The sequence below is a fragment of the Pseudomonas sp. 10(2024) genome (assembly GCF_045164175.1).
Taxonomy (GTDB): domain Bacteria; phylum Pseudomonadota; class Gammaproteobacteria; order Pseudomonadales; family Pseudomonadaceae; genus Aquipseudomonas; species Aquipseudomonas alloputida.
Map to the genome: position 1 here is coordinate 2870375 of NZ_CP174006.1, position 22364 is coordinate 2892738.

General features: G+C 62.8%; 25 protein-coding genes and 1 pseudogene. 12 read left to right on the forward strand and 14 right to left on the reverse strand.

All coding sequences use genetic code 11. The features are described 5' to 3' along the window. Positions 1-102 precede the first annotated feature (102 nt). Positions 103-273: a hypothetical protein gene (locus ACI7M0_RS12730; protein WP_061405658.1), complete on the forward strand. Its 171-nt coding sequence runs from the start codon at positions 103-105 to the stop codon at positions 271-273. Between the two features lie 78 nt (positions 274-351). On the opposite strand, the gene ACI7M0_RS12735 is transcribed toward ACI7M0_RS12730, so the two are convergent. Beyond that, the gene (locus ACI7M0_RS12735) at positions 352-621 is read right to left on the reverse strand and encodes a DUF6555 family protein (protein WP_004374494.1); all 270 of its coding nucleotides are present in this window, start codon (positions 619-621) and stop codon (positions 352-354) included. A 288-nt stretch (positions 622-909) separates the two neighbouring features. Here ACI7M0_RS12735 and ACI7M0_RS12740 point away from each other — a divergent pair, with 288 nt between their 5' ends. After that, positions 910-1308 carry an NUDIX hydrolase gene (locus ACI7M0_RS12740; RefSeq protein WP_129931762.1) on the forward strand — a complete coding sequence of 133 codons (399 nt, stop codon included), beginning with the start codon at positions 910-912 and terminating at the stop codon, positions 1306-1308. 1 nt (position 1309) lies between these two features. Here the strand turns inward: ACI7M0_RS12740 and ACI7M0_RS12745 are convergent, their stop codons facing one another. Then, entirely contained in the window at positions 1310-1861 is a 552-nt protein-coding gene (locus ACI7M0_RS12745; RefSeq protein ID WP_014590953.1) for an ATP-dependent Clp protease proteolytic subunit, read from the reverse strand. 259 nt (positions 1862-2120) lie between these two features. Here ACI7M0_RS12745 and ACI7M0_RS12750 point away from each other — a divergent pair, with 259 nt between their 5' ends. The 4 genes from ACI7M0_RS12750 to ACI7M0_RS12765 are packed head-to-tail and all read left to right on the forward strand — an operon-like array spanning position 2121 to position 5960. Further along, the gene (locus tag ACI7M0_RS12750) at positions 2121-3038 is read left to right on the forward strand and encodes a DUF72 domain-containing protein (protein ID WP_165366963.1); all 918 of its coding nucleotides are present in this window, start codon (positions 2121-2123) and stop codon (positions 3036-3038) included. Beyond that, the gene (locus tag ACI7M0_RS12755) at positions 3035-3808 is read left to right on the forward strand and encodes an endonuclease/exonuclease/phosphatase family protein (RefSeq protein ID WP_064492044.1); all 774 of its coding nucleotides are present in this window, start codon (positions 3035-3037) and stop codon (positions 3806-3808) included. Before ACI7M0_RS12750 ends, ACI7M0_RS12755 begins: the two co-directional genes overlap by 4 nt. Beyond that, entirely contained in the window at positions 3805-5007 is a 1203-nt protein-coding gene (clsB, locus tag ACI7M0_RS12760; protein WP_020190817.1) for a cardiolipin synthase ClsB, read from the forward strand. The genes ACI7M0_RS12755 and clsB overlap by 4 nt, the downstream gene beginning before the upstream one ends. Further along, the gene (locus ACI7M0_RS12765) at positions 5007-5960 is read left to right on the forward strand and encodes a lysylphosphatidylglycerol synthase domain-containing protein (protein ID WP_129931760.1); all 954 of its coding nucleotides are present in this window, start codon (positions 5007-5009) and stop codon (positions 5958-5960) included. Before clsB ends, ACI7M0_RS12765 begins: the two co-directional genes overlap by 1 nt. Before the next feature lie 362 nt (positions 5961-6322). Here ACI7M0_RS12765 and ACI7M0_RS12770 read toward each other — a convergent pair whose 3' ends face one another. Both ACI7M0_RS12770 and ACI7M0_RS12775 read right to left on the reverse strand, forming a co-directional pair. Continuing rightward, on the reverse strand, positions 6323-6547 hold the full coding sequence (locus tag ACI7M0_RS12770; RefSeq protein ID WP_104961651.1) for a metallothionein: 225 nt from the start codon (positions 6545-6547) through the stop codon (positions 6323-6325). Then, positions 6544-7008 carry a phosphotransferase system, HPr-related protein gene (locus ACI7M0_RS12775; protein WP_129931759.1) on the reverse strand — a complete coding sequence of 155 codons (465 nt, stop codon included), beginning with the start codon at positions 7006-7008 and terminating at the stop codon, positions 6544-6546. The genes ACI7M0_RS12770 and ACI7M0_RS12775 overlap by 4 nt, the downstream gene beginning before the upstream one ends. A gap of 127 nt (positions 7009-7135) precedes the next feature. Between ACI7M0_RS12775 and ligD the strand changes: the two genes are divergently transcribed. Genes ligD through ACI7M0_RS12800 form a run of 5 tightly spaced genes read left to right on the forward strand, consistent with a single transcriptional unit; the run spans position 7136 to position 12740 of the window. Next, positions 7136-9637 carry a DNA ligase D gene (gene ligD / locus ACI7M0_RS12780; protein ID WP_129931758.1) on the forward strand — a complete coding sequence of 834 codons (2502 nt, stop codon included), beginning with the start codon at positions 7136-7138 and terminating at the stop codon, positions 9635-9637. Between the two features lie 40 nt (positions 9638-9677). Beyond that, positions 9678-10721: an acyl-CoA dehydrogenase family protein gene (locus ACI7M0_RS12785; RefSeq protein WP_064492039.1), complete on the forward strand. Its 1044-nt coding sequence runs from the start codon at positions 9678-9680 to the stop codon at positions 10719-10721. Continuing rightward, on the forward strand, positions 10718-11473 hold the full coding sequence (locus ACI7M0_RS12790) for a PIG-L deacetylase family protein (RefSeq protein WP_129931757.1): 756 nt from the start codon (positions 10718-10720) through the stop codon (positions 11471-11473). Before ACI7M0_RS12785 ends, ACI7M0_RS12790 begins: the two co-directional genes overlap by 4 nt. A gap of 11 nt (positions 11474-11484) precedes the next feature. Continuing rightward, positions 11485-12084 (forward strand): bifunctional 2-polyprenyl-6-hydroxyphenol methylase/3-demethylubiquinol 3-O-methyltransferase UbiG, encoded by a 600-nt coding sequence (locus ACI7M0_RS12795; protein ID WP_129931756.1) that lies wholly within the window; start codon positions 11485-11487, stop codon positions 12082-12084. Continuing rightward, entirely contained in the window at positions 12081-12740 is a 660-nt protein-coding gene (locus tag ACI7M0_RS12800; protein WP_029615402.1) for a glycosyltransferase family 2 protein, read from the forward strand. The genes ACI7M0_RS12795 and ACI7M0_RS12800 overlap by 4 nt, the downstream gene beginning before the upstream one ends. A 22-nt stretch (positions 12741-12762) precedes the next feature. On the opposite strand, the gene ACI7M0_RS12805 is transcribed toward ACI7M0_RS12800, so the two are convergent. The 9 genes and pseudogenes from ACI7M0_RS12805 to ACI7M0_RS12845 all read right to left on the reverse strand — a co-directional run bounded on the left by ACI7M0_RS12805 (position 12763) and on the right by ACI7M0_RS12845 (position 20463). After that, entirely contained in the window at positions 12763-13584 is an 822-nt protein-coding gene (locus tag ACI7M0_RS12805) for a Ku protein (RefSeq protein ID WP_108190835.1), read from the reverse strand. Positions 13585-13669: 85 nt separating this feature from the next. Further along, positions 13670-14257, reverse strand: a complete 588-nt coding sequence (locus ACI7M0_RS12810; RefSeq protein ID WP_129931755.1) for a nucleosidase — start codon at positions 14255-14257, stop codon at positions 13670-13672. Positions 14258-14402: 145 nt separating this feature from the next. Then, on the reverse strand, positions 14403-15356 hold the full coding sequence (locus ACI7M0_RS12815) for a class I SAM-dependent methyltransferase (protein WP_129931754.1): 954 nt from the start codon (positions 15354-15356) through the stop codon (positions 14403-14405). Continuing rightward, the gene (locus ACI7M0_RS12820; protein WP_129931753.1) at positions 15356-16687 is read right to left on the reverse strand and encodes an iron-containing redox enzyme family protein; all 1332 of its coding nucleotides are present in this window, start codon (positions 16685-16687) and stop codon (positions 15356-15358) included. Before ACI7M0_RS12820 ends, ACI7M0_RS12815 begins: the two co-directional genes overlap by 1 nt. Before the next feature lie 18 nt (positions 16688-16705). Further along, positions 16706-16903, reverse strand: a complete 198-nt coding sequence (locus ACI7M0_RS12825; protein ID WP_020190830.1) for a hypothetical protein — start codon at positions 16901-16903, stop codon at positions 16706-16708. A 58-nt stretch (positions 16904-16961) separates the two neighbouring features. Continuing rightward, positions 16962-17087, reverse strand: a pseudogene (locus ACI7M0_RS12830) (general stress protein); the annotation flags it as partial. Between the two features lie 204 nt (positions 17088-17291). Next, positions 17292-18575 (reverse strand): NTP/NDP exchange transporter, encoded by a 1284-nt coding sequence (locus ACI7M0_RS12835; protein ID WP_129931752.1) that lies wholly within the window; start codon positions 18573-18575, stop codon positions 17292-17294. A 4-nt stretch (positions 18576-18579) separates the two neighbouring features. Further along, the gene (locus ACI7M0_RS12840; protein ID WP_129931751.1) at positions 18580-19491 is read right to left on the reverse strand and encodes an aldo/keto reductase; all 912 of its coding nucleotides are present in this window, start codon (positions 19489-19491) and stop codon (positions 18580-18582) included. A gap of 108 nt (positions 19492-19599) precedes the next feature. Next, positions 19600-20463 (reverse strand): Dyp-type peroxidase, encoded by an 864-nt coding sequence (locus tag ACI7M0_RS12845; RefSeq protein WP_129931750.1) that lies wholly within the window; start codon positions 20461-20463, stop codon positions 19600-19602. Positions 20464-20647: 184 nt separating this feature from the next. Between ACI7M0_RS12845 and ACI7M0_RS12850 the strand changes: the two genes are divergently transcribed. Next, entirely contained in the window at positions 20648-21541 is an 894-nt protein-coding gene (locus ACI7M0_RS12850; RefSeq protein WP_012052327.1) for a bile acid:sodium symporter family protein, read from the forward strand. 43 nt (positions 21542-21584) lie between these two features. Here ACI7M0_RS12850 and ACI7M0_RS12855 read toward each other — a convergent pair whose 3' ends face one another. After that, the gene (locus tag ACI7M0_RS12855) at positions 21585-22052 is read right to left on the reverse strand and encodes a sterol desaturase family protein (RefSeq protein WP_004374446.1); all 468 of its coding nucleotides are present in this window, start codon (positions 22050-22052) and stop codon (positions 21585-21587) included. Positions 22053-22364 lie beyond the last annotated feature (312 nt).

The following is a 22364-nucleotide window of genomic DNA, read 5'->3' on the forward strand; positions in this document are numbered from 1 at the left end:
CAGGCACCTGAAACCGTTGGTCAGCGACTGCCAATGCTCAGTGGACCTCTGGCGTGCACCTGTCGCTCTTAATTCATAAGGATCATGAACGAGGACTGCACCATGAATTCCCTACTGCGAATGGGTGGCGGCAATGTTGAAGATGACTGGCCGGAGCTGGAGCCGGATCGACGCAATGATCGGGCAGACGACCCGGATACCGACCCTAATGTGACTGATGATGAGGAAAACCGGCCCGGGGTCCCGGCCAGCGACCCTGAGTCTGGCGCCTGACACTAGAAGTGTCAGCGTACACTGCAGGAGCGGGCGCGTCCGTTCCTGCAGTTTCTTTAACCGGTTGCAGGCGAGCTATTAAACCATCGCCGCCGGATCGCCCACCGACTGGTTGGGTTTGCTCCCCGAAATCCGCCAGCTCACGGCGGTAATCCCGTAGCGCTCGGCCATCGGCCGACTGACCTTCCTGATCTTCTCGCGTCCGAACTTGGGAATGATGCCGATGCCCGCATCACAACTTGCCCAATGCCAGGCCTCGGCATTGTCCAGGCGTTCCAGGCGGATGATGAAACTGCGCGGCTGGTCATGCAGTTTGTAATCGATTATGTACAGCTGTGGGCTAGGCATCGCAGGGGGCCTCCTCTTCTCCATGGATGACCTTTTGATTGATCGGGCCATGGCCAGAAGATTCAAAGTTTTTGTCGACCTTTGTTACCAGTGGCCGAATGTGCGCCCCTGCCGAGAGCCTGTTTTATCGCTGTGCTTGATCGCTTTGCTGTCAGCTGACCGTCGGTACGAAAAGCAGCACACAATATATTTGCGTGACGGATGTGACCGTTCGTCAGCTTCAACGCAACGTTTATTGCCAGCCAGGGCCGAAACTTCATGCAATGAAGGAATCGCCCAGGAGCCTGAATGAAGCCAGTCAAGCATCGCGCCACCATCATTTGCCGGCATGGCAAGCAGCGCCACAAATGGTTGTGGGTAAGAAAGCCCAACGCGCCCTGGACCCTTCCAGGCGGCAAGATCGAGCCCGGCGAGACGCCCATGCAGGCCGCCGAGCGGGAGTTGCTGGAAGAGACTGGGCTACAGGCTGAATCGCTGGTTTTGTTGATGCGCCACGAAACGCCAGAACGGATGCATTACGTGTTTGCAGCGGAGTTTGCCGACGCACCGCAGCCCAAGGCCCGGCATGAGATCTCCGACTGCCGCTTTGCCCGCCTGGACCAGGTGGCTGTGGTGAAGGGCGAGATCAAGGCCCTGATCCGCTCCTTGCTGGCTTGTGACGCGAGCACTGCAGCGTCCGTTCGGTAAGCTAGGCGTGCACACTCCACTGCGTTGCGTCTGACGCGATGGGCATCTCGTCGATTGCATGGATCATCCCGTTTTCCAGCGCCTCCCGCGGCGCCAGTATCCTTGGATAGGCCATTAGATAGCGCGGTACATCCAAAACCTCGGCCGCGCCTTTCGTGCGCTCCGCCACGATTTGCGCATACAGGCGCAGGTCGTAATCCAGGCTCATCGCATACTCGGACATCCGCGAATGGTCCACCGAACCATGCAAGGTCCAATGAAACGGGTGGAAAAGAAACTTGCTGAAACTGCAAGCCGTGCGTCGCTCTCCGGCAAGGAAGAGGATATTGCCCATGGATTCCACCGTACCCAGGTTGTGGGTATGCACCTCCACGGGTAACGCCCGCAGAAAGTTGTACAGGGTAAACCCATAGCTGCATTCGCCGCCCATGGTGGCGATGTTCAGTTGCAGAAGCTCGGCACCCTGTTGCAATGCCCGCGAGCAGGTCGTGATCAGGTTGCCGCAGGTTGACGAATTGATCGGTCCGGTGAAGTGGATGATATGTCTGGCCATGCTTGCCTCCACGGGTGGCAGGTCATTGCTTGATCTTTTGCCCATCGTCGCCCAGCCCGGCCCTCTGGCGGTGGGCGAAACGCTCGAATGTCATCCTGGCACCCTTCCATGAAACGGGTATGCGGTGGAGACGCCAACTGCCGCAAAGTTCAACTCGGCGTCAGCATTTCCGTTGGTCAAGCGTTGTGAACCCTCGGCGGTCTTTGCCGGTCGCACCTTCAGAGCGACCGAACTAGGAACCGGCAGTGAGGACGGCAGCGTGAGCGATATTCGCATCGGTATCTCCGGGTGGCGCTATGGCCCCTGGCGCAAGGATTTCTACCCCAAAGGCCTGAAACAGGACGATGAACTGGCATTCGCTTCACGGGCGGTGAACAGCATCGAGATCAATGGCTCGTTCTACAGCCTGCAGACGCCCGAGCGCTATCTGGGCTGGCGTGAAGCAACGCCGGAAGGTTTCGTGTTCGCGGTCAAGGGGCCGCGCTATATCACCCATGTCCGGCGGCTGAAGGATGTCGAAGAGCCTGTGGCCAATTTTTTCGCTTCCGGCCCGCTGCTGTTGGGCGAAAAGCTCGGGCCGTTCCTGTGGCAGTTCCCCCCTAGTATGAAGTTCGATGAAGACCGTTTTGCCCGGTTCCTGGAGCTGCTGCCACACACACGCGAAGCGGCCCGTGAACGCGCCCAAGGCTGCGCCGAGCGCCTGAAGGGTAATGGCAGCCTTGCCATCAAGGGCAATGCGCGCTTGCGCCACGCCGTGGAAATCCGCCACGAGAGCTTCCTCTGTGAAGCCTTCGTCAAGCTGTTACGCAAACATCGCGTGGCGCTGGTGGTTGCCGACAGCGCCGGCAAATGGCCCTGTGCCGAAGATGTAACCGCCGACTTCGTCTACATGCGCCTGCACGGGGATGTGGAGTTGTACAGCAGCGGATATACCGCACGCGCGCTGCGGCGCTGGAAGCAGCGTATCCAGCTATGGAGCGAAGGTAACCAGGCTGACGATGCCCGCCTGATCGTGCCGGGGCCGCCGCCTCGGTGTGCGGCACGGGATGTGTATTGCTACTTCGACAATGACCAGAAGGTTCACGCGCCATACGACGCCAGGCGCTTGCTGCAAAAGCTGTCCTTGGACCATGAGCTGATGACCGAGCCAGGCGTGGTGCCGGAGGTGGCCTTGTGAACAAGACCCTGCCCGCCCCACGCTGCATCATCGACAAGGTGACCGCTGTACGCCGGCTCAATGTGTTGACGCTGAACGTGCACAAAGGCTTCACCTTCTTCAACCGGCGCTTCATCCTGCCCGAGTTGCGCGAGGCGGTGCGCGCCACCGGCGCCGACCTGGTGTTTTTGCAGGAGGTGCACGGCAGTCATCAGCAGCATGCCTTGCGCCACCCAGCCTGGCCCGAAACGCCGCAGTACGAGTTTCTGGCCGACAGCATGTGGCCGCAGTTCGCCTATGGCCGCAATGCGGTCTATCCCCATGGCGACCACGGCAACGCGCTTTTGTCGAAATTCCCCATCAGGCGCTTCAACAACCTGGATGTTTCGGTGCAGGGCAATGAACAGCGTGGCCTGCTGCATTGCCAGCTGGAGGTGCCGGGCCATGACGAGGTGCATGCGGTATGCGTGCACCTGGGCCTGCGGGAAGCCCACCGGCAGCGCCAGGTGAAACTGATGCTGGACCTGCTGGCCAGCCTGCCGCCCAACGCGCCGGTCATCATCGCCGGCGATTTCAACGACTGGCGGCTGAAGGCGGACGCGGTGCTGAGCGAACACCTGACAGAGGCCTTCGGCACCCCGGCGCGCAGTTTCCCCGCGCGCCTGCCGTTGTTGCGCCTGGACCGCATCTACCTGCGAAACGCGGTGCCGGGCGCAGCCCAGGTGCTGTCCAAATACCCGTGGTCGCATCTGTCCGACCACGTACCACTGGCTGCGGAGATCAACCTGTGAACCGACCTTGGGTAGACGGCAACAGCGTGCAGTTGCTGATCAATGGCGAGCAGTACTATCCCCGCGTGTTCGAGGCCATGGCCCAGGCGCGGGAAGAAATATTGCTGGAAACCTTCATCATCTTCGACGACAAAGTGGGCAAGCAATTGCAGCAGGTGTTGATCGAGGCTGCCCGGCGCGGTGTACGCGTGGAAGTGGTCGCGGATGGCTACGGCACAGCCGAGCTGCCGGCTGAATTCATTTCAGCGATGACCGACGCCGGTGTCAGCTTTCATGCCTTCGATCCACAACCCCGCTTGTTCGGTATGCGCACCAACCTGTTTCGCCGTTTGCACCGCAAGATCGTGGTGGTCGATGGTGAGCGGGCCTTCATCGGCGGTATCAATTACAGCGCCGACCATTTAGGCGACTTTGGTGCGATGGCCAAGCAGGACTATGCCGTGGAGGTCACTGGGCCGGTAGTGGCACAGGTACATTCAGCCAGTAAGCGCCTGATGTCTCCCGTGCTGCAGCCACCCAGTGCGGTACGCCCCGTTACCGAGCCCGCCGGTAGCAGCAGTGCTGTGTTGATCGAGCGTGACAACGGCATGCGCAGCACCGACATCGAGGCACACTACCTTCAGGCGTTTCGTAAAGCCCGCCAACGCATTGTGGTCGCCAATGCGTATTTCTTTCCAGGCTACCGGCTGATGCGTGAGCTGCGCAACGCGGCCCGGCGTGGCGTGGAGGTTCGGTTGATTTTGCAGGGCCAGCCCGACATGCGCTGGGTACGCGCACTGTCGCGCCTGCTGTACAACTACCTGCTGCGCGACGGCGTGAAGATTCATGAGTACTGCCAGCGGCCGTTGCACGGCAAGGTGGCACTGGTGGACGACCAGTGGGCCACCGTCGGCTCCAGCAACCTCGACCCCCTGAGCCTGTCGTTCAACCTGGAGGCCAACCTGTTCATTCGTGACCGGGCCTTCAACCAGCAACTGCACCAGCATCTGCAGACACTGGCCAGCGAGCAATGCAAACCGGTCACCCTGGAGCGCATGATTCGCGGCTACTGGTGGCGAGCACCGTTGATCTTCGTGTGCTTCCACGTGATCCGCCACTTCCCGCGCATTGCGGGCTGGTTCCCTGCGCACCGGCAGCGTTTGCGCTCGGTGCAGCCGGAAGCCGAACCCCAGGGCAACTTGCACGAGGGCAACTCCTGATGGCGCGCAAAAGCTGGCAAACGTGGGGCAAACGCCTGTTCACACTCGCGTTTCTGATCCTGATCCCTGTGCTGCTGTACCTGCTGGCGCGCAATCTGGACTGGAACGAAGTGCGCCAGTCTTTGCTCGCCTACAAGCCTGGCACCCTTGCCATCGGCTTGGCGATCGCGTTGTGCAGCTACTTCGCGTTTGCCAGTTACGACCTGTTGGCCCGGGCTTACACCGGCCATACGCTACCTGCCCGGCAGGTATTGCCCGTCGCGTTCGTGTGCTACGCCTTCAACCTCAATTTCACTACCTGGGTAGGCGGGGTTGCCTTGCGCTACCGCCTTTATGGGCGGTTGGGCCTGGATACCGCGACCATTACACGAATCCTCACCTTGGGGCTGTTGACCAACTGGATGGGCTATATGCTGCTGGCCGGCACCGTATTTGCCCTGGGCCTGGTCGAGATGCCCGGCAACTGGGCGGTGGGCACTACAGGCCTGCGCCTGATCGGCCTGCTGTTGCTGGCGATTGCGGGCGGCTACCTGCTGGCCTGTGGTTTTGCCAAGAAGCGCACTTGGTGCTGGCGCGACCACGAAGTGACGCTGCCCTCGCTGCGTCTGGCGCTGTGCCAGGTGGCGCTGGGTGCCAGTAACTGGGCACTGATGGCGCTGCTGATCTTCTGGCTGCTGCCGGACGAAGCGTTCTACCCGTCGATTCTCGGCATCTTGCTGATCAGTTGTGTGGCCGGTGTGGTGGCGCATATCCCTGCGGGGCTGGGCGTGCTGGAAGCGGTGTTCCTCGCCCTCCTGCATGGGCAGATGGGCCAGGGCACGCTGGTGGCTGCCCTGCTCGGCTATCGCACGCTGTACTACCTGATTCCGCTGCTGTTGGCGGTGGTGACCTACCTGATCCTGGAAAAGCGCGCCAAGGCAATGCGCTTACGGGACAAGCCAGCCCGGACCTGAAAGGGGCCATGTGCGCTGGAGGTGGCAGATGCGACGCCTTGCACGGCACCGGCTTTGCCGGTGTTCGCGGGTGAACCCGCTCCTATGGGGGACGCGCCAAGAAACCAACCAAGCCCAAGACATGCGCCGTAAATAATGTAGGAGCGGGTTTACCCGCGAAGCAGGCAACACGTTGCATGGCACCGGCTTTGCCGGTGTTCGCGGGTGAACCCGCTCCTACGGGGGAGGCGCGCCAAGAAACCAACCAGGCCCAAGCCATGCGCCGTAAATGTAGGAGCGGGTTTACCCGCGAAGCAGGCAACACAACACCCTAGGCCCAAAGGATTGGGCGACCGGGTGAAAAGGCAGCCCGCCTACTGGCTTCAGGGCGAGATCGGATCACTCGCTGGAAAGGTTTCATCCAGCGCATTGTCCACCGCGCTCTCGCCCGGCTTCTCACCACAATGGCAGTCCTGCATCCGGCATGGCTCACCCTTGCGGTGGCCGCTGGCGCAGGCCTCGCAGCAATAGGCCTTGCCGTCGCGTTGCAAGGCATTGGCATCCACCGTGCAGGAACAGTGCGCGCAGGCGCAGCGTTGTTCGTTCATGGCTTGCTCTCCTCGTCATCAATCACATCGTCGGTCCAGGGCACCCCGTCCAGCGGCGCGGATCGGGCCAGTTCGGCCTCGTCCAGGCCAATGCCGCCACCGATCTCATCGGCATCCACCTGGCGCAAACGCTGGTCTGCCGGGCCGCCACTGGCGCCCGGCTCGTGGGGGTCGCGGGCACCGGTTTCGTCCAGCAAGGTGTCCGGGCTCAAATCGTCGTAGGTGACATTGTCCTCATGCAGGCTGTCACTCAGCGCCTCGCCGCCGGTCATGCCACTTTGCGCCACGCGCCGGGGGGGAAACTCACGGTCGACCTCGGCGGCAGGTCGCTCGTCGCCCACACGCCCTTCGCGCTCTTCCAGGCGTTCATCGAAATCCAGCTCATGCACGCTGCCCATGCGGTCTTCGATGTCATCGATTTCGGTGGGGGTGTATGGCTTAGTTGCATCGGGTCGGGTCATGTGCGTTCTCCATCAGGTGGCTTCATTCGGTCGACTACGCCAGCTCACGGAAGATTCAGAGTTTTTTGAACTACCGCCTCGGCCGGCGCCTCCCACCTTAGAGACCTTGATCTGCCCGGAGCCCGCCATGGCCAAGCCCCTGCAGGAATACGCGCGCAAGCGCGACTTCAACGCCACACCCGAGCCCAGCGGCAAACGCAAACGTGGCAAACGGGCCCATGCGCTGCAGTTCTGCATCCAGAAACACGACGCCAGTCATTTGCACTACGACTTCCGCCTGGAGCTCGATGGCACCCTGAAAAGCTGGGCGATCCCCAAAGGCCCGTCGTTGGATCCCAAGGTGCGCCGCCTGGCGGTGCATGTGGAGGATCACCCGCTGGACTACGCCGATTTCGAGGGCCATATCCCGGAAGGCCACTATGGTGCAGGGGACGTGATCGTCTGGGACCGCGGTATCTGGGAGCCTGAAGGCGACGCGCATGAAGCCTACGTCAAAGGCAAGCTGCGATTCCGCCTGCTGGGTGAGAAGCTAGGCGGCGTGTGGAACCTGTTCCGCACCCACCTGGCCGGCAAGAAAGAGCAATGGATGCTGGTCAAGTCGCACGATGGCCAGGCGCGCAGCGAAACCGAGTACAGCATTGTCGAGGCCCTGCCCGACAGCGTGCTCAGCGAGCGCACGCTGGTGCCACGCAAATCCGCTGCCAAAAAAGCCACTGCCCCGCGCAGCAGCCGTAAACGCGCCGACAAAGCTCAGGCTGCACCCTTGCCAGCACAGTTACAGCCACAGTTGGCAACGTTGGTGGATTCTCCCCCCAGCGGCGACTGGCGCTACGAAGTCAAGTTCGATGGCTACCGTATCCTGGCCCGCATCGAGGGCCAGGACATCCGCCTGTTCACCCGCAACGGCCATGACTGGAGCAGCAAGATGCCCCGGCAGGTTGCCGCCCTGCGCGCGCTGGGCATCGACTCGGCCTGGCTCGATGGCGAAATGGTGGTGGCCGATGACACCGGCGTGGCTGATTTCCAGGCGCTGCAGAACGCCTTCGATACCGAGCACGACGAACGCATCACCTATTACCTGTTCGACCTGCCATTTCTGGGCGGTCAGGACCTGCGACAGCTACCGCTGCAGAACCGCCGCGATACATTGCGCCAACTGCTTGAGCACAACCATTCCGACGTCATCAAGTATTCCGCCGACTTCGACGAACCTGTCCAGTCACTGCTCGACAGTGCCTGCCGGCTGAAGCTGGAAGGCCTGATCGGCAAGCGAGCTGACAGTGTCTACAGCGGCCGCCGTAGCCCGGACTGGATCAAGCTCAAGTGCAAGCAACGCCAGGAATTCGTGATCGTCGGCTACACCGACCCCAAAGGCAGCCGCAGCGGCTTCGGTGCCCTGCTGCTGGCCCTGCACGACAACGACAGTGGCGAGCTGCGCTATGCCGGTAAGGTCGGTACCGGCTTCAATGCCACGACACTGGCCAGCATCCACGCGCGGCTCAAGCCCCTGGAAATCGCCAGGCCAGCCCTGCCCTCGCCGCCTGCCGGAGCCGAAGCGCGTGGTGTGCACTGGCTGCGGCCGCAGTTGTTGGCGGAAGTCGCCTTTGCCCAGATGACCCGTGACGGCATCGTGCGCCATTCGGTGTTCCACGGCCTGCGCGATGACAAAGCGGCAACCGCCATTGACCTGGAGCGCGCCATGCCCGCCAAGACTGTATCCAGCCGCAACAAACAGGCCAAGGCGTCCGAGAACCTGGGTGAACTGCGGCTGACCCACCCCGACCGGGTCATCGACCCTTCAACCGGGGTAACCAAGCGTGAGGTCGCCGAGTATTACGCCGGCATCAGCCAGTGGATCCTGCCCCAGCTCAAGCATCGCCCGGTGGCATTGGTACGCGCCCCGGACGGCCTGGGCGGCGAGCTGTTCTTCCAGAAAAATGCGGGCCAGCTGCACATACCCAACGTACTTAGCTACGAAAAGGCCGAGGCCGGCCAGGCAGCGATGGTCATCAATCGCGCCGATACGCTGCTGGGTGCGGTGCAGATGAACATGCTGGAGCTGCACACCTGGAACGCCACGGACAAGGATTTCGATAAACCGGACCGTTTTGTCCTCGACCTGGACCCTGACCCTGCGCTGCCCTGGAAGGCCATGGTGGAGGCGACCCAACTGACCCTCACCCTGCTGGACGAACTGGGCCTCAAGGTGTTCCTGAAAACCAGTGGTGGCAAGGGTATTCACGTGGTTGTGCCCTTGACCCGGCGAGCCGGGTGGGACGAGGTCAAGGACTTCAGCCACGCCATCGTCAATTACCTGGCCAAGCTGTTTCCGGAGCGCCTGAGCGCGGTGTCGGGGCCAAAAAACCGCGTGGGGCGCATCTTCATCGACTACCTGCGCAACGGCAAAGGCGCCACCACGGCGTGCGCCTATTCACTGCGTGCCCGTGACGGGCTGCCGGTATCGGTACCTGTCTGGCGTGAGGAGCTGGCGCAGATCAAGGCCGCCAACCAATGGAACATCACCAACCTGCGCGAGCGTCTGGCGGAGGTCGACGACCCTTGGGCCGACATGGGCAAGGTACGCCAGTCGATCACCGCGCGCATGCGCAAGCAGCTAGGGCTCGAATGATGACGCCAAAGCGATTGGACACGACCTGGGAGGCCCGCCCATGAGCATCGTTCAGGACTTCAACCTGACCACCCTTGACCGCCTTTTACGCACCTTTGGCGAACGCCAGCTACCGCTCAACCTCGATACCCAATTGCCGCAACTGATCCAGGCGCTGCAAGCTGATCACCTCGACCTGCTACCGTTGCCGGGGCAAGGCAACACCTTGCGTCGCTGGCAGACCTTGGCACGGGTGGCCGGCTGTGACCTGGCACTGGCCAAGCTCTATGAGGGTCATACCGATGCCTTGGCGATCCTGGCGGAATGCGGCGCAGCGCACCACGCCAACGACGGCATCTGGGGCGTGTGGGCGGCAGAGCCACCCGATGCGCGGGTCCACATCACTGCGCGTGAAGGTGACCAGGTGCGCCTCAACGGCACCAAGGCCTGGTGTTCCGGTGCCTTGCAGATCGATCGCGCGCTGATTACTGCCTGGGATGAGGCCGAGCAGCCGCAATTGGTGGCAATCGAGCTGTCACAGCCAAGCCAGGGCCTGAACATCGAACACTGGCAGGCCGTTGGCATGGCCACTACCGCCAGTGTCGAGGTGGCGTTCAACGATACCCCAGGCACGCTCATCGGCACGCCAGGCCAATACCTCTCGCGCCCTGGCTTCTGGCAAGGCGGTGCGGGTATCGCCGCATGCTGGTACGGCGCAGCCGAGGCGCTGGCGGATTACCTGCGTGAACATTGCCGCAAACCTCGCCCAGACCCGCATGCCGATGCGCATCTGGGCGCTGTGGACGCTGCGCTGCATGGCGCCCGTGCGTCACTGCGTGAATGTGCTGCCTGGATCGATCAACAGCCCGGTGTGGATGCCAGTTTCGAAGTTCGCCGCACCCGCGCCCAGGTAGAACAGGCCGTAGAGCAGGTCATCAGCCACGTCGGGCGTGCCTTGGGGGCCACGCCGTTCTGTCGCAGCAGTCATTTTGCCCGGCTGAGCGCCGACCTGCCGGTGTTCCTGCGTCAGAGCCACGCCGAGCGTGATCTGGCGATGCTGGGCCAGCAGCTGGCCCAGCTGCCAGCCGGGGTGTGGCAACTATGAGCCAGAACCTGATCCAGTCCGCGGGCGGCACGCCTTGGGCAGCCTGGCAGCAAAGCGCGCACCTGGCGCGTGCGACCTGGCTCGACTCACGCCAACTGTGCCCGCCGGGGCGCCGGCTGGTATTGATTGCTCCGCATCCGGATGACGAAATTCTCATGGCCGGCGGCCTGCTGGCAGGCTTCAAGGGGCGTGAGGATGAGCTGGTGCTGATCTCCGCCACCGACGGCGAAGGCAGCCACCCCGGCTCCAGCCACTGGACCGAACATCGCTTGCGCCGCCAGCGTCCCCAGGAAAGCCGACAGGCCCTGCAACAGCTCGACCTGGACCTTGAACGCCTGGACTGGCGCAGGCTCCATCTGAAGGATGGCCAGTTGCCGCGCGAAGAAGCGTTTCTGACCCGTCACCTCACCCAGCTACTGCGACCCGATGACCTGCTGATGGCCACCTGGCGCAGTGACGGCCATTGCGATCACGAGGCCGTCGGCCGCGCCGCTGCGCAGGCGGCGGCAAGCCGTGGGGTGCAGTTGGCTGAGGTACCGGTCTGGGCCTGGCACTGGGCCGAGCCTGACGACCCGCGCCTGCCATGGCCCCGTGCGCACCGCGTGCAACTCGATGAAAGCCGTCTGGCACGCAAGCGCAAGGCCTTGGCCGCCCACGTCAGCCAGCTGCAGCCGGACGGCGAGCAGCCGCCGGTGCTACCGCCGCACCTGCTGGATTGCCTTCTGCAACCTTTCGAACTGGTGTTCCTTTGAATGGAGCTGTCATGAGCCTCGATCCACAGTATTTCGCCGAGCTATACGCCACCAATGAAGACCCTTGGGCCTTTCGCACCCGCTGGTACGAGAGGCGCAAACGCGAGCTGGTGATGGCCAGCCTGCCACGCCAGTGCTATCAGCGCGTGTTCGAGCCAGCCTGTGCAAATGGCGAGCTCAGTGCGCTACTGGCCGAACGCTGCGCCGACCTGCTGTGCCAGGACCTGGACCCCACGGCCGTAGGCCTGGCCCGGGAACGCCTGACGCATCTGCACAATGCTTCGGTCGAACTGGCCCGGTTACCGGGGGACTGGCCAGGCGGGCGCTTTGACCTGATCGTGCTCAGCGAGGTGGGCTATTACCTCGATCCCACTGACTGGCTGCAGGTCATCGAACAATCGGTGGCCAGCCTCAGCTACGACGGTGCGCTGCTGGCCTGCCACTGGAAGCACCCTATCGCGGGTTGCCCGCAGGACGGCCGCGAAGTGCACCGCCTATTGACCCGGCATTTGCCGTTGCATCAGCAGTTTCGGCATGAGGAGGCGGACTTTTTGCTGGAGTACTGGTCATGCCAGCCAAGCGTCGTCGATCTCGATGAGACTTGCCCATGATCGCCGTTGTCATCCCGGCGCATAACGAAGCCCGCCGCCTTGGGCGATGCCTGCGGGCGGTGCTGGTGGCTGCCCGGCAGGCGCAGCAAGCGGGACTGCACGTGGAAGTGCTGGTGGTACTGGACCGTTGCAGCGACGGCAGCGCCGCCGTGGCGCGGCGTTTCGGTGTACACATGCTGGAGGTGGAAGCCGGTAATGTCGGCATGGCACGTCGTGTGGGGGCCGCGCACATGGTCGAGCGTGGCGCCACATGGCTGGCGTGCACCGATGCGGACAGCCGGGTCCCGGCGCACTGGCTGCTGTCGCAGCTGGCCTGTAGCGCCGAGGTGGTTTGCGGCACCGTGCATATCGAGTACTGGCAACCCTGGCAGACCGCCGCGCTGCGCAAGCTGTACCAGAGCCGCTACCAGGCGTGTGAAGGGCATCGGCATGTGCATGGCGCGAATCTGGGGGTATGTGCCGATGCTTACGAGCGTGTGGGTGGCTTCCAGCCCCTGGCGGCGCATGAGGATGTGCAACTGGTCAGCGACCTGCAGGCCAGCGGCGCCCAGATCGTCTGGACCGCCAGGCATAGCGTGGCCACCAGCAGCCGGCGCGACAGCCGCGCCCGCGAGGGGTTTGGTGATTACCTGGCCGGGTTGCAGGCGCAGTCCTGAAATCAATGGATTTCGGCGGTATTCATGAAGCCTTGCGCGTTTTCTTCACCGGTTTCTTGCCACCCAGGCTGCGCTTGAGCAGTTCGGTCAGGTCGAGGATGTCCGCACCTTTCTCGGCCGCCCCTGCGTCGCCCTTCTCCACCGCCTCGATCTTGCCCTTGCTGGCCTTCTCTTCCACCAGGTCCATGATCGTCTGGCGGAAGGCGTCGTGATAATCCTCAGGCTTCCAGGGCCCGCTCATGTCCTCCACCAGGCGTTTGGCCATCTCCAGCTCACGCTTCTCCACCTTGCTGTCGGTCACGCTGGCATCGAGCTCCAGCGTTTCCAGCCCGCGCACCTCTTCAGGCCAGCGCAAGGTGATCATCACCAGCGCCTGGTCCAGCGGCCGCAGCAGCGCCAAGTGCTGCCGGGTATGCAATACCACGGTGGCCAGTGCCACCTTGCCGGTCTTTTCCAGCGTCTCGCGCAGCAAGGCGTACACCTTGCCGCCACGGCGGTCCGGGGTCAGGTAGTACGGCGTATCAAAATGCTGCAGCGGAATATCGCCCGCTTCCACAAAGGAAAAGATATCGATCGTCTGGGTCGCTTCGGGCCGGGCCTTGCGGATCTCCTCCTCACTGATCACCACATAGCGGCCCTTCTCGAACTCTACGCCCTTGACGATATTGTCCTTGTCGATTTCCTTGCCGGTCACTTTGTTCACCCGCTTGTAGCCGACCGGCTCCATGCTGCGCTTGTCCAGCCAGTCGAAGTCCACGCGCTCGGTGCGCACGGCGGTATTGAGTGCCACGGGGATGTGCACAAGGCCAAAACTGATGGCGCCTTTCCAGATTGCCCGAGCCATGAGGGTGCTCCCAGGGTTGCCTGCTGATACCAGAAGTGACTGCGCCGGGCGACAAAGGTTTAGCTGCCCTGCCCTGCGGCAACCGTCACGCTTGGCTGAACAGCACCCGCTTGAACGCTTCGGCCGCCTGGTGCACTTGCACTGCCCAATCCTGCGCAGCATCGCTGCCGGCATCATCGGAAATGTATTTAAGGCACACGAACGGAATACCTTCGTCACGCGCGATCAATGCCAGCACATAGGCTTCCATGTCGATCACGTCATAAGGCGCGTCGCCATGGTTGATCTCGAAGCTGTCACCGCTGCCACAGGTTTCCACAGCCAGGCCGGGTATTGCCGCCCCGTGCTCGAGTACCACCGGGGTGTCGGACAAGGGCGTTTCATAACGGGCAAAGCCCAGTGGGGTCACATCCATGTCGCGTTGAACGAAGCGGTTACAGCACACGACTTCGCCCTTGCCATGACGCTGGCTGCCAGCCGAGCCCAAGTTGACGATAAGTTTGGGCCTGCGCCTGGCTATCGCCTTGGTCAGGGCGATAGCGGCATTGACCTTGCCAATGCCGGTGAACACGGTGTTCACCTCGGTAAAGACATCGCCAGCCTCGGCCTCGAGGGCAAAGACGAACAGCGTGTCATCCAGGGAAATGTCGGGGAATTGCTTGATAAGCATCATGGAGCAGGTGTTTCCGAGTGGCTGCAAAGGGCGCGGCCATTGTCGGTCAACACAGCCTAAATGCAAGTCCCGCCTCCACCATCACCTTTGGCGAGCGGGTGCTGTCGTGAAGCACTTGACCGGCGCAGGGCCGGACCATGCTGCCTCAGCAGTTACGGGTAACGGTGAGCGCCACGGCGGCGATGCGCTCGACCTGTTCGTAGCCTGGCTCAGCCAGTTGCTCGCCAAATACATCGGGGTCGATTTCCCGATACACCCAGGCCCAATCCTGACCGGCCAGGCGCAGGCGGATGGCTTCGAGCAAGGCATCGCGGCCTTCGACAATGGCCACGCCTGTGTATAGCAGCAACGTACCGTGGCGGCTCAGCCGATCGCGAGCCTGCTCCACGATACGTAGCGACAGGTCGACGCCTAGCGCGCCTCCGCCGTGACGGTACAGGCGGGCGTTGGGGTCAAGCATGTAGGGCGGGTTGGCAACGATCAGGTCGAACGTGCCGCTGATACCGTCCAGCAAGTCGCTGGGCTCGACCGACAGGTTACTCACACCCGCCAAGGCTGCATTGATTGCCGTATAGCGCAGTGCCAGGGGGTTGATGTCAACGGCGCTGACCTGAGCGTGCTGGGCGGCGCGGGCAATCAGCAAGGCGCCCACCCCGCTGCCACAGCCGATATCCACTGCATGCTCGACCCGCGCGGGGCAGTGCTGAAGGTGCTCGTGAATGACCTGGGCAAAGCGGTAACTGTCCGGGCCGAAGAACACGGCATCGCTGGCGTCGGTTGGAAACGCCGAATGCAGCAAAAGAAATTCATCCAGGCTGGACCAGCGTACCGTGCTGGTCAGCAGTTCACCCTGCGCAACTAACGCCTGCGCACGTTCGAGCAACTGCAACTGATCTGCCGACAGCAAACCGGGGTCGAAAGGCCGGCTCCAGCCGAATACATCGCGCAGGGTGCTGGCCTGCCCGCAGCCCACGCGGGCATTGACGCGCGCGTGGGTGGCGGGCGTTACGCAGGTAAAGCGGTATCCATCGGCACGCAGGCGCTGTCCCAGTTGCAGCAACGCCTGGTCTGCCTCGATTTGCCTGGGCGCGAGCATCATCAACGCGGTTCCTCCTGGCGCAGCCCGTTTAAGCGCATGTAGGCGCGCGTGGCAGACAGACCGTCCGGCGTGGCGTGGCGGTTGCCAGCCATCCGCTGGATCAAGGCCTCGGGGGCCACATTCAAGGCGTCGCCGGGTATTTCCTCATGCACCTCCGGCAGCCCCCAACTGCCAGGGGCCACGCGGCGGATGGACGGCCGCCAGTCGTCGGCGATCCAGTCATGCCAAAGCTGTTTTTCATAGGCGTTGAATACACCGAACATCGCCGCAGACGGCCCCTCGATCAGCGTCCACCAGCGGCTGTTAGCCGGCGGTTGCCCTCTGCGGATCCAGCCATGGGCCTGCAATGCGGCAACGAATGCGGGCATGGCGCCGGGTTCGGCCAGCCATTGATTGATCGTGCGCTGCTGCAGGCGGCAATGGTCGGCATGCATGAACTGGCCGTATACCCGCTTGCGTTCCAAGGCTGCGAACAGTTCGCCTTGCAGGTCGAACTGGCGGATGAGGTCTGGCGTGGCGATACCCCGGTCATTCAGACGGTAGCCGCGGCGCACCCTGGCGTAGAACCCCTGGGGGTCACGCGGGGGGGTTAGCTGGTTCAATGCCTGGATTGCCAGGCGCGCGTGGCCGCTGGCGGCATTGTCGATGGTCACGTGCAGCTGAAAATACTGCCCGTCGATGCCCAGCTCGGCCAGCTCGTACGTGGTGATCAGCAGATGCAGCGGTGGCTGCTCATAACCGAGGTTGTAGCCAACTAACTCTGGCAGGTAAGTGTCGCAATGCTGCCCCAGGGCAAGTTGTATCGCCCCTTGCAGATATCGCATGTCATCCAGGGGCATGGCCTCTACGCAACCCAGGCGACCAAGCAGACGCTGATAGATCAGCACATGGTTGCAGCGTGGGTCGCCGTTGCCGAGCTCTTCCAGGTAAGTGCGAATCAGCCCGTGGTAACGTGGATCGCGCCAGTGATGAAGGGTGCCCTGTAGCCAGGCGCCGTCGACGGCCTTGGTCGGCGCAACCTGTTGCAGGAACCACAATGCGTGGGCGCGGTTGGAAAAGTAACGGCGTGGCATGCCTTGACGGCGTTGTGCCAGGTAACGGGTATAGGCCTCGGCGACCTTGGCAGTATGCTTTCTGCTCCAGTCGGGCAACTCGGACGGTGTGTCTGGCAAGTCGTCCTGCATGTTTGCGGCACCCGCCAGTTGTTCCTCGAGCCATGAGGCGCTGCCAGCATCCTGCCCTGCGAGCATTGTTTCATAGCGTTGTCGCAGACTGGTCGATTCGGCGGCCACTTGCGCAGCGCTTGCAGTATTGCGGTTCATCACCGTCATGCCGTGCTCCTTGTCTACTTACTGGCTCGGCTTCTGCCCCGGCATCGGCTCGGGGTCGGGCGCAGGCTGCGGCGCAGGCTTGTTATCCGGTTGCTGCATCTGCAGCGAAGGCTTGCTGGGGTCCGAATCTTTGCCGGGGTGGTCATTGTCGCGGTCGAAACAACCGCCGACCAAGCTCAGCGAACCCATCAGGATGATCAGTGGAGTCAGGCGCATGGATTACCCCCTTGGATAATTGCAGTGCCAGGTCGCCCCGGCACTGCGCCTCGGTCAGTTACGAACGGCCGCCCTTGTGGCCCGACTCGCGGTCGTGGGGCATGTTGCCGCCCGAGGACTGGCCGCCTTTGCGACCGGCTTCGGAGGCTTTTTCACGGTCATTGGCGAAATTGCCCGGGTTCTTGTTACCGCCTTGGCTGCCTTGTTGATTGCCGGTGCGGCTGTTGTCTTTAGTGGCCATGGTGTTCAAACCTCATATGACTTCGGAATGCACGGCAAGATGCCGTACACAGATTCGGAGTTCGGCGATATCGGCAGATTCGCTTTATTAGGAGAGGTTCGGACCGGTGGCGTTAAATAAGCGGCATCGCCATATTTGGTGCGCGTGTCAGTGGTGCGGCGGGCTATCCATGCGCGCCTGCCGGCGGCCCAGCCAAGCGCCCGTCGCGCCCCAGCCCACGGCAAGCAATGCGCCGATGAGCATCGCCAATTGCGGGTGTTCGCCCATCACGTCCAGCGCACGCTTGACCCAGCCGCTCAGCGCATCGCCGCCACGGTAGACCACGGTGTCGATGAAGTTCTTGGCTTTGTACTTGTCCTCGGCGGACAGCACGGTGAACAGCATCTCCCGCCCTGGCCGCACCAATGCGTATTCACCTGCCCGCCGCACCACCATCACCACCACGAACAGGGCGAACACCGGGGCCAGTGCCAGCCACAAGAAGCCGGCAGCCATCACCAGCGGCACTGCGACCAGCAACACACCGACTCCCAGCCGACGGGCCAGACGCCCGGTAAGAAAGACCTGGGTGAGGATGGCCAGGGCCTGCACAACCGTGTCGATCAGGCCGAACACCTGTGTCTGCCGGGTGCGGTCAGTGAAGGTTTCGCTGACAATACGCGCCTGCTCGAAGTACAGGAATGTGCTGACGCTGGCCAGCAATACCACGAACAAAGCGATGCCTAGCAGATAGGGCGAGCGCAGGACGGCGGTGGCGCCGGTAAACGGGTTGCCACCCAGTCGCCGCGCGTCCTGGTGTTTGGTTTGCATCGCAATGGGTTGGCGTGCTCGCCAGCGGTGCAGGAACAGTGTCGCGCCGATACTGCCCATCAGAAACACCGCCGCCAGCACCAGCAACCCGGCATGGCCGAGCGGCGCCACCAGCAACGTGCCAAGCACGGGGCCACTGAGCCCGCCCAGGCTGGCCCCGGCTGCCAGCAGGCCGAACAGCCGCTTGCCTTGGGCGGTGGAGAACAGATCGGCGAGCACGCTCCAGGCCAGCGAGATCGTCAGCAAATTGAACACCGACAGCCAGATGTAGAAGGCCCGGGCGGTCCAGAGATTGTCAGGGTTACCGGCTAAAAGTGCCGCGAACAGCAACAGGTTGCTGGCGAAAAAACCATAGGTCCAAGGCAAGATATGCCTGCGCTGCACCCTGGAGGCCAGCCAGCCAAACAGCGGCAGGCACGCCAACGTGGCAAGGAAGGTGCCGGTGAACAGCCACTGCAGGTTTTCCACGCCACCGGCAACGCCCATGGTTTCGCGTACCGGGCGCAGCATGAAGTAACCAGTGAACAGCAGGTAGAACAGCAGCAAGCCGGCGATGACCGCCGGCCCCTCACCAGGCTGGATGTTCAGCCCTCGGTCCAGGCGCCGCCGCCAGGCTTGCATGGCGTCAGGCAAACTGTGTGATCAGCGCCTGTTGCTGCGCCTGGGTGAGCATTGGCTCATGCCCGGCCTTGAGCTGATCGAGCTGGCGGTCAGGCCGACTGGTAGCGGGTATGACCGTGGTCACTGCCGGGTGACTGAGGGCGAACTTGAGAAACAGCTGTGCCCAGCTGCCGATGCCTGCTTCGGCGGCCCAGCCCGGCAAGGCCTGGCCTTTGACCCGGGCGAACAGCCGGCCATCGTCGAAGGCCCGATTGATCAACACCGCAACGCCCTTGTCCTGGCACAGCGGCAGCAGTTCCCGGGCAGCGTCCGGCGCGTTGACCGAGTAGTTGATCTGGATGAAGTCCAGCGGCTCGCTGCGCACGATACGGGCGACGTCGTCGTGGCCACTGTTCAGGTAATGGGTGATGCCGACATAACGTGTCCCGCCCTGCTGCTTCAGCTCGCGGGCATAAGGCAGCTGCGTCTGCCAGTCACGCAGGTTGTGAATCTGCAGCAGGTCGACCTTGTCGGTGCGCAGGCTCTTGAGGCTGCCGGCCCACTGCGCCTGGGCTTCAGCCCGGCTATTGGCGGCGATCTTGGTAGCAAGGAAGCACTGGCGGTGCCAGCCGCCCTCTTCCAGCAACTGGCCGAGAATGCTGTCGGCGCCCCCGTAGTTGGGCGAGGTGTCGATCACCCGGCCGCCGCCGTCGAAAAATGCCTTGAGCACCGTTTTGAGTTGAAGGTACTGGGGCGAACCGCTTTCTACCTCGAAACTGCCCGACGTACCGGCACCGATCACCGGCAACGCTTCACCGGTGGACGGGACTTTGCGCGCAAGCAAACCCGCCGGCACGGCAGCGTGCAGCCAAGGGCTGGCGGCGGCCAGCAATCCCAATGTTGCACCTGCGCGTAGGACTTCACGACGTGCGTACATGGAAAATCTCCCGTCATGAATCGGAAACTTTCAAGGCTAGCCGCTCCATCCCTCGCCTGCGGGTGTTTCTGTATCCGGATGTTTAGAGAGTATCCGGATGTTTAGAGATCAGGCCCCCAGCAAGGGGCTCAAATCGACACCCGTCTCGCTCATTGGCGGGCACCAGTAGTAGCCCCCCGTCAGCGGGCGGCTAAAGCGGTACAGCCCGTCGATGATGCCGTCTTCCAGGCCACTCATGCGCCGCAGCTGCACCTCGAATGCCTCGAAACTCTTGCCCAGGGCGACGAAAGCCAGGCCGGCGCCGCGTTGGTCGGCCCAGGATACCGAGCGACGGACCATGAACGCCTCGGGTTCAAAACTTTCCTGGGCGGTGCGCTTTACGTGCGCGGACGCGGGGGCGTCGTCGAGTTCTTCGTTATCGCTCAAGCGACGGCCGATGATGTTGTCCTGGTCTGCCTGGGGCAGCGACTTGAAGTATTGCAGATCGTGCTTCCACAGCTGGAACGCGGCAAAGCTGGAGCCATCTGCGGCAATGGCCGCTTGCACCGCCTCTTCGTCTGTCGGGTTTTCGGTGCCGTCTTCATAACCGGTAAGGTCATGGCCGCCCCGGTGCAGGAAGCCATCAACGCTGTCGGCCAGGCTCAGGGCGGGTGCCAGCGCCTGCTCCAGGGCCTGGGCGCGCAGCAGCAGGTCGCCACGTTCGTCGCCACGCAGCCACAGCCACAGGGCGTGTTGGGTGCTGGGGTTCTCAACCGCGGCATCCAGAAGCGGGAACGGGCGCAGGCCTGGTATTTCCCGGCCCAGGGCCTTGGCCAAGGGGGCGCCTACGCCCAGCAGCAACTGTTTGCCATCGACCTGCGGCAGCAAGGCATCCAGCGCGGCAGGCAACGCCTCGGGCGACTGCAGGGTGAAGAACAGGTGACGGGCGTGGGCCGGCACCGGGGTGGCAAGCAGACCTTGCTGGAACGGCATATCAGGCTAATCCTAAGGTAAAAACGGAATGCTACTTCGCCTGCATGCCTGCTGCAATGCGGCATGCAGCCTCGCCAGCCGCTGCACGTGGTAACAAACGGTTACCAAGAGCTGGCCCTTTGCAATTAGCTATCAATCAAGGCCGACCTACACTGCTTCAGATCCTTCGCCCGAGAGACCACTCATGACCGCCTCGCCCCTGCTCACTGCGTTTCTGCCGCTTGCCCTGGGCATCATCATGCTTGGCCTTGGGTTGTCGTTGACCCTGGCTGACTTCGCTCGCGTGGTGAAGTATCCAAAGCCCGTGGTGGTGGGCCTGGTGTGCCAGATCCTGCTGTTGCCGCTGGTGTGCTTCCTGATCGCCAACGGCTTTGGCCTGGAATCTGCCCTGGCAGTGGGGTTGATGCTGCTGGCTGCTTCGCCGGGCGGGACCACGGCCAACCTGTTCAGCCATCTGGCCCACGGTGACGTGGCATTGAACATCACCCTGACGGCGGTCAACTCACTGATCGCGATCCTGACCATGCCGTTGCTGGTGAACCTGTCGCTGAGCTGGTTCATGGCCTCGGACCAGGCTATCCCACTGCAGTTCGCCAAGGTCATGCAGGTGTTCGCCATCGTCTTGCTGCCGGTGGCGCTGGGCATGCTGATTCGCCATTTCGCCCCGGCGTTCGCTGCGCGCATGGAAAAACCGATGAAGCTGGTGGCTGCGCTGTTCCTGGCCTTCACCATCGTCCTGGCATTGGCCAAGGACTGGCAGACAGTGGTCGAGTACGCACCGGTGGTGGGCCTGGCGGCGCTGCTGTTCAACCTGCTGAGCCTGACGGTGGGCTATTGGGTGCCGCGGCTGTTGAACATTCCCAAGCGCCAGGCGATTGCCATTGGTATGGAAATTGGCATCCATAACGGGACCTTGGCGATTGCCCTGGCGTTGAGCCCTTCGCTGCTGAACAACGCGACCATGGCGGTGCCGGCTGCGTTGTACAGCTTGATCATGTTCTTTACCGCGGCCGGGTTTGGCTGGTGGGTGAGCCGGGGGCATGTGGCGGCAGAGCCCAAGGGTGAAACCGTGAACTGACGTCACCCGGTGCCCGGCAGGTGCCGGGCGTGCCAGGGATGCATCACGATTGGCTGCGCCTGCTGCGCAATTGCTGCTTCAACACCTTCAGCGGCGGCGCATAGAAGAACCCGAACGACACGCTCCCCGTGCGCCCCTTTACCGCATGGTGCAGGCGGTGCGCGCGGTGCAAGCGTTTCAGGTAGCGGTTGACCGGCCGCGGCTTGCGCGGCCAGTGCCGGTGAAAGAAACCGTCGTGGGCCAGTACATACAGTGCACCATAGCCTGCCACACCACCGCCTACCCACTGCAAAGGCGCATAACCACTTTTGCCCAGCGCCACCAGCGCCGTGGCGATCAGCCCCAGGGCCACCAGGTACAGGTCGTTGGTTTCGAGCATGCCCAGGTGTGGCTCATGGTGCGATCGGTGCAGCCACCAGCCCCAGCCATGCATGATGTACTTGTGAGCCAGCGTACCAACGCCCTCCATGGCCACCAGGGTGCCGAACAATATGGCGAGATTGAACAGCATGGAACGGTCCGGGTGATGGCAAAGGAAGGCGCAAGGTTACCGGCTGCCCAGGGTTTTTTCCATGTGGGCGTGACCGGCAGCAGGCCGTTCCCGGATGAAGCCATTGTCATGTCTTTGCCCTTGACCTGCTCTGCCCTGCGGCGTATGGTCCGCGACGCAATTTTGCCTTCCTCAACAGGAGACCTGCCTTGGACAGTAGCCCCAGTCGCTTGCGACAGGCCCGCGTGGCGCGCTAGCCCGGCAGTGTTCTGCCCTGTCTGGCCGCTCTGGCAAGACGGTGGTTTCCTGTAACCCCCGCTTCTCCTTCCCTCC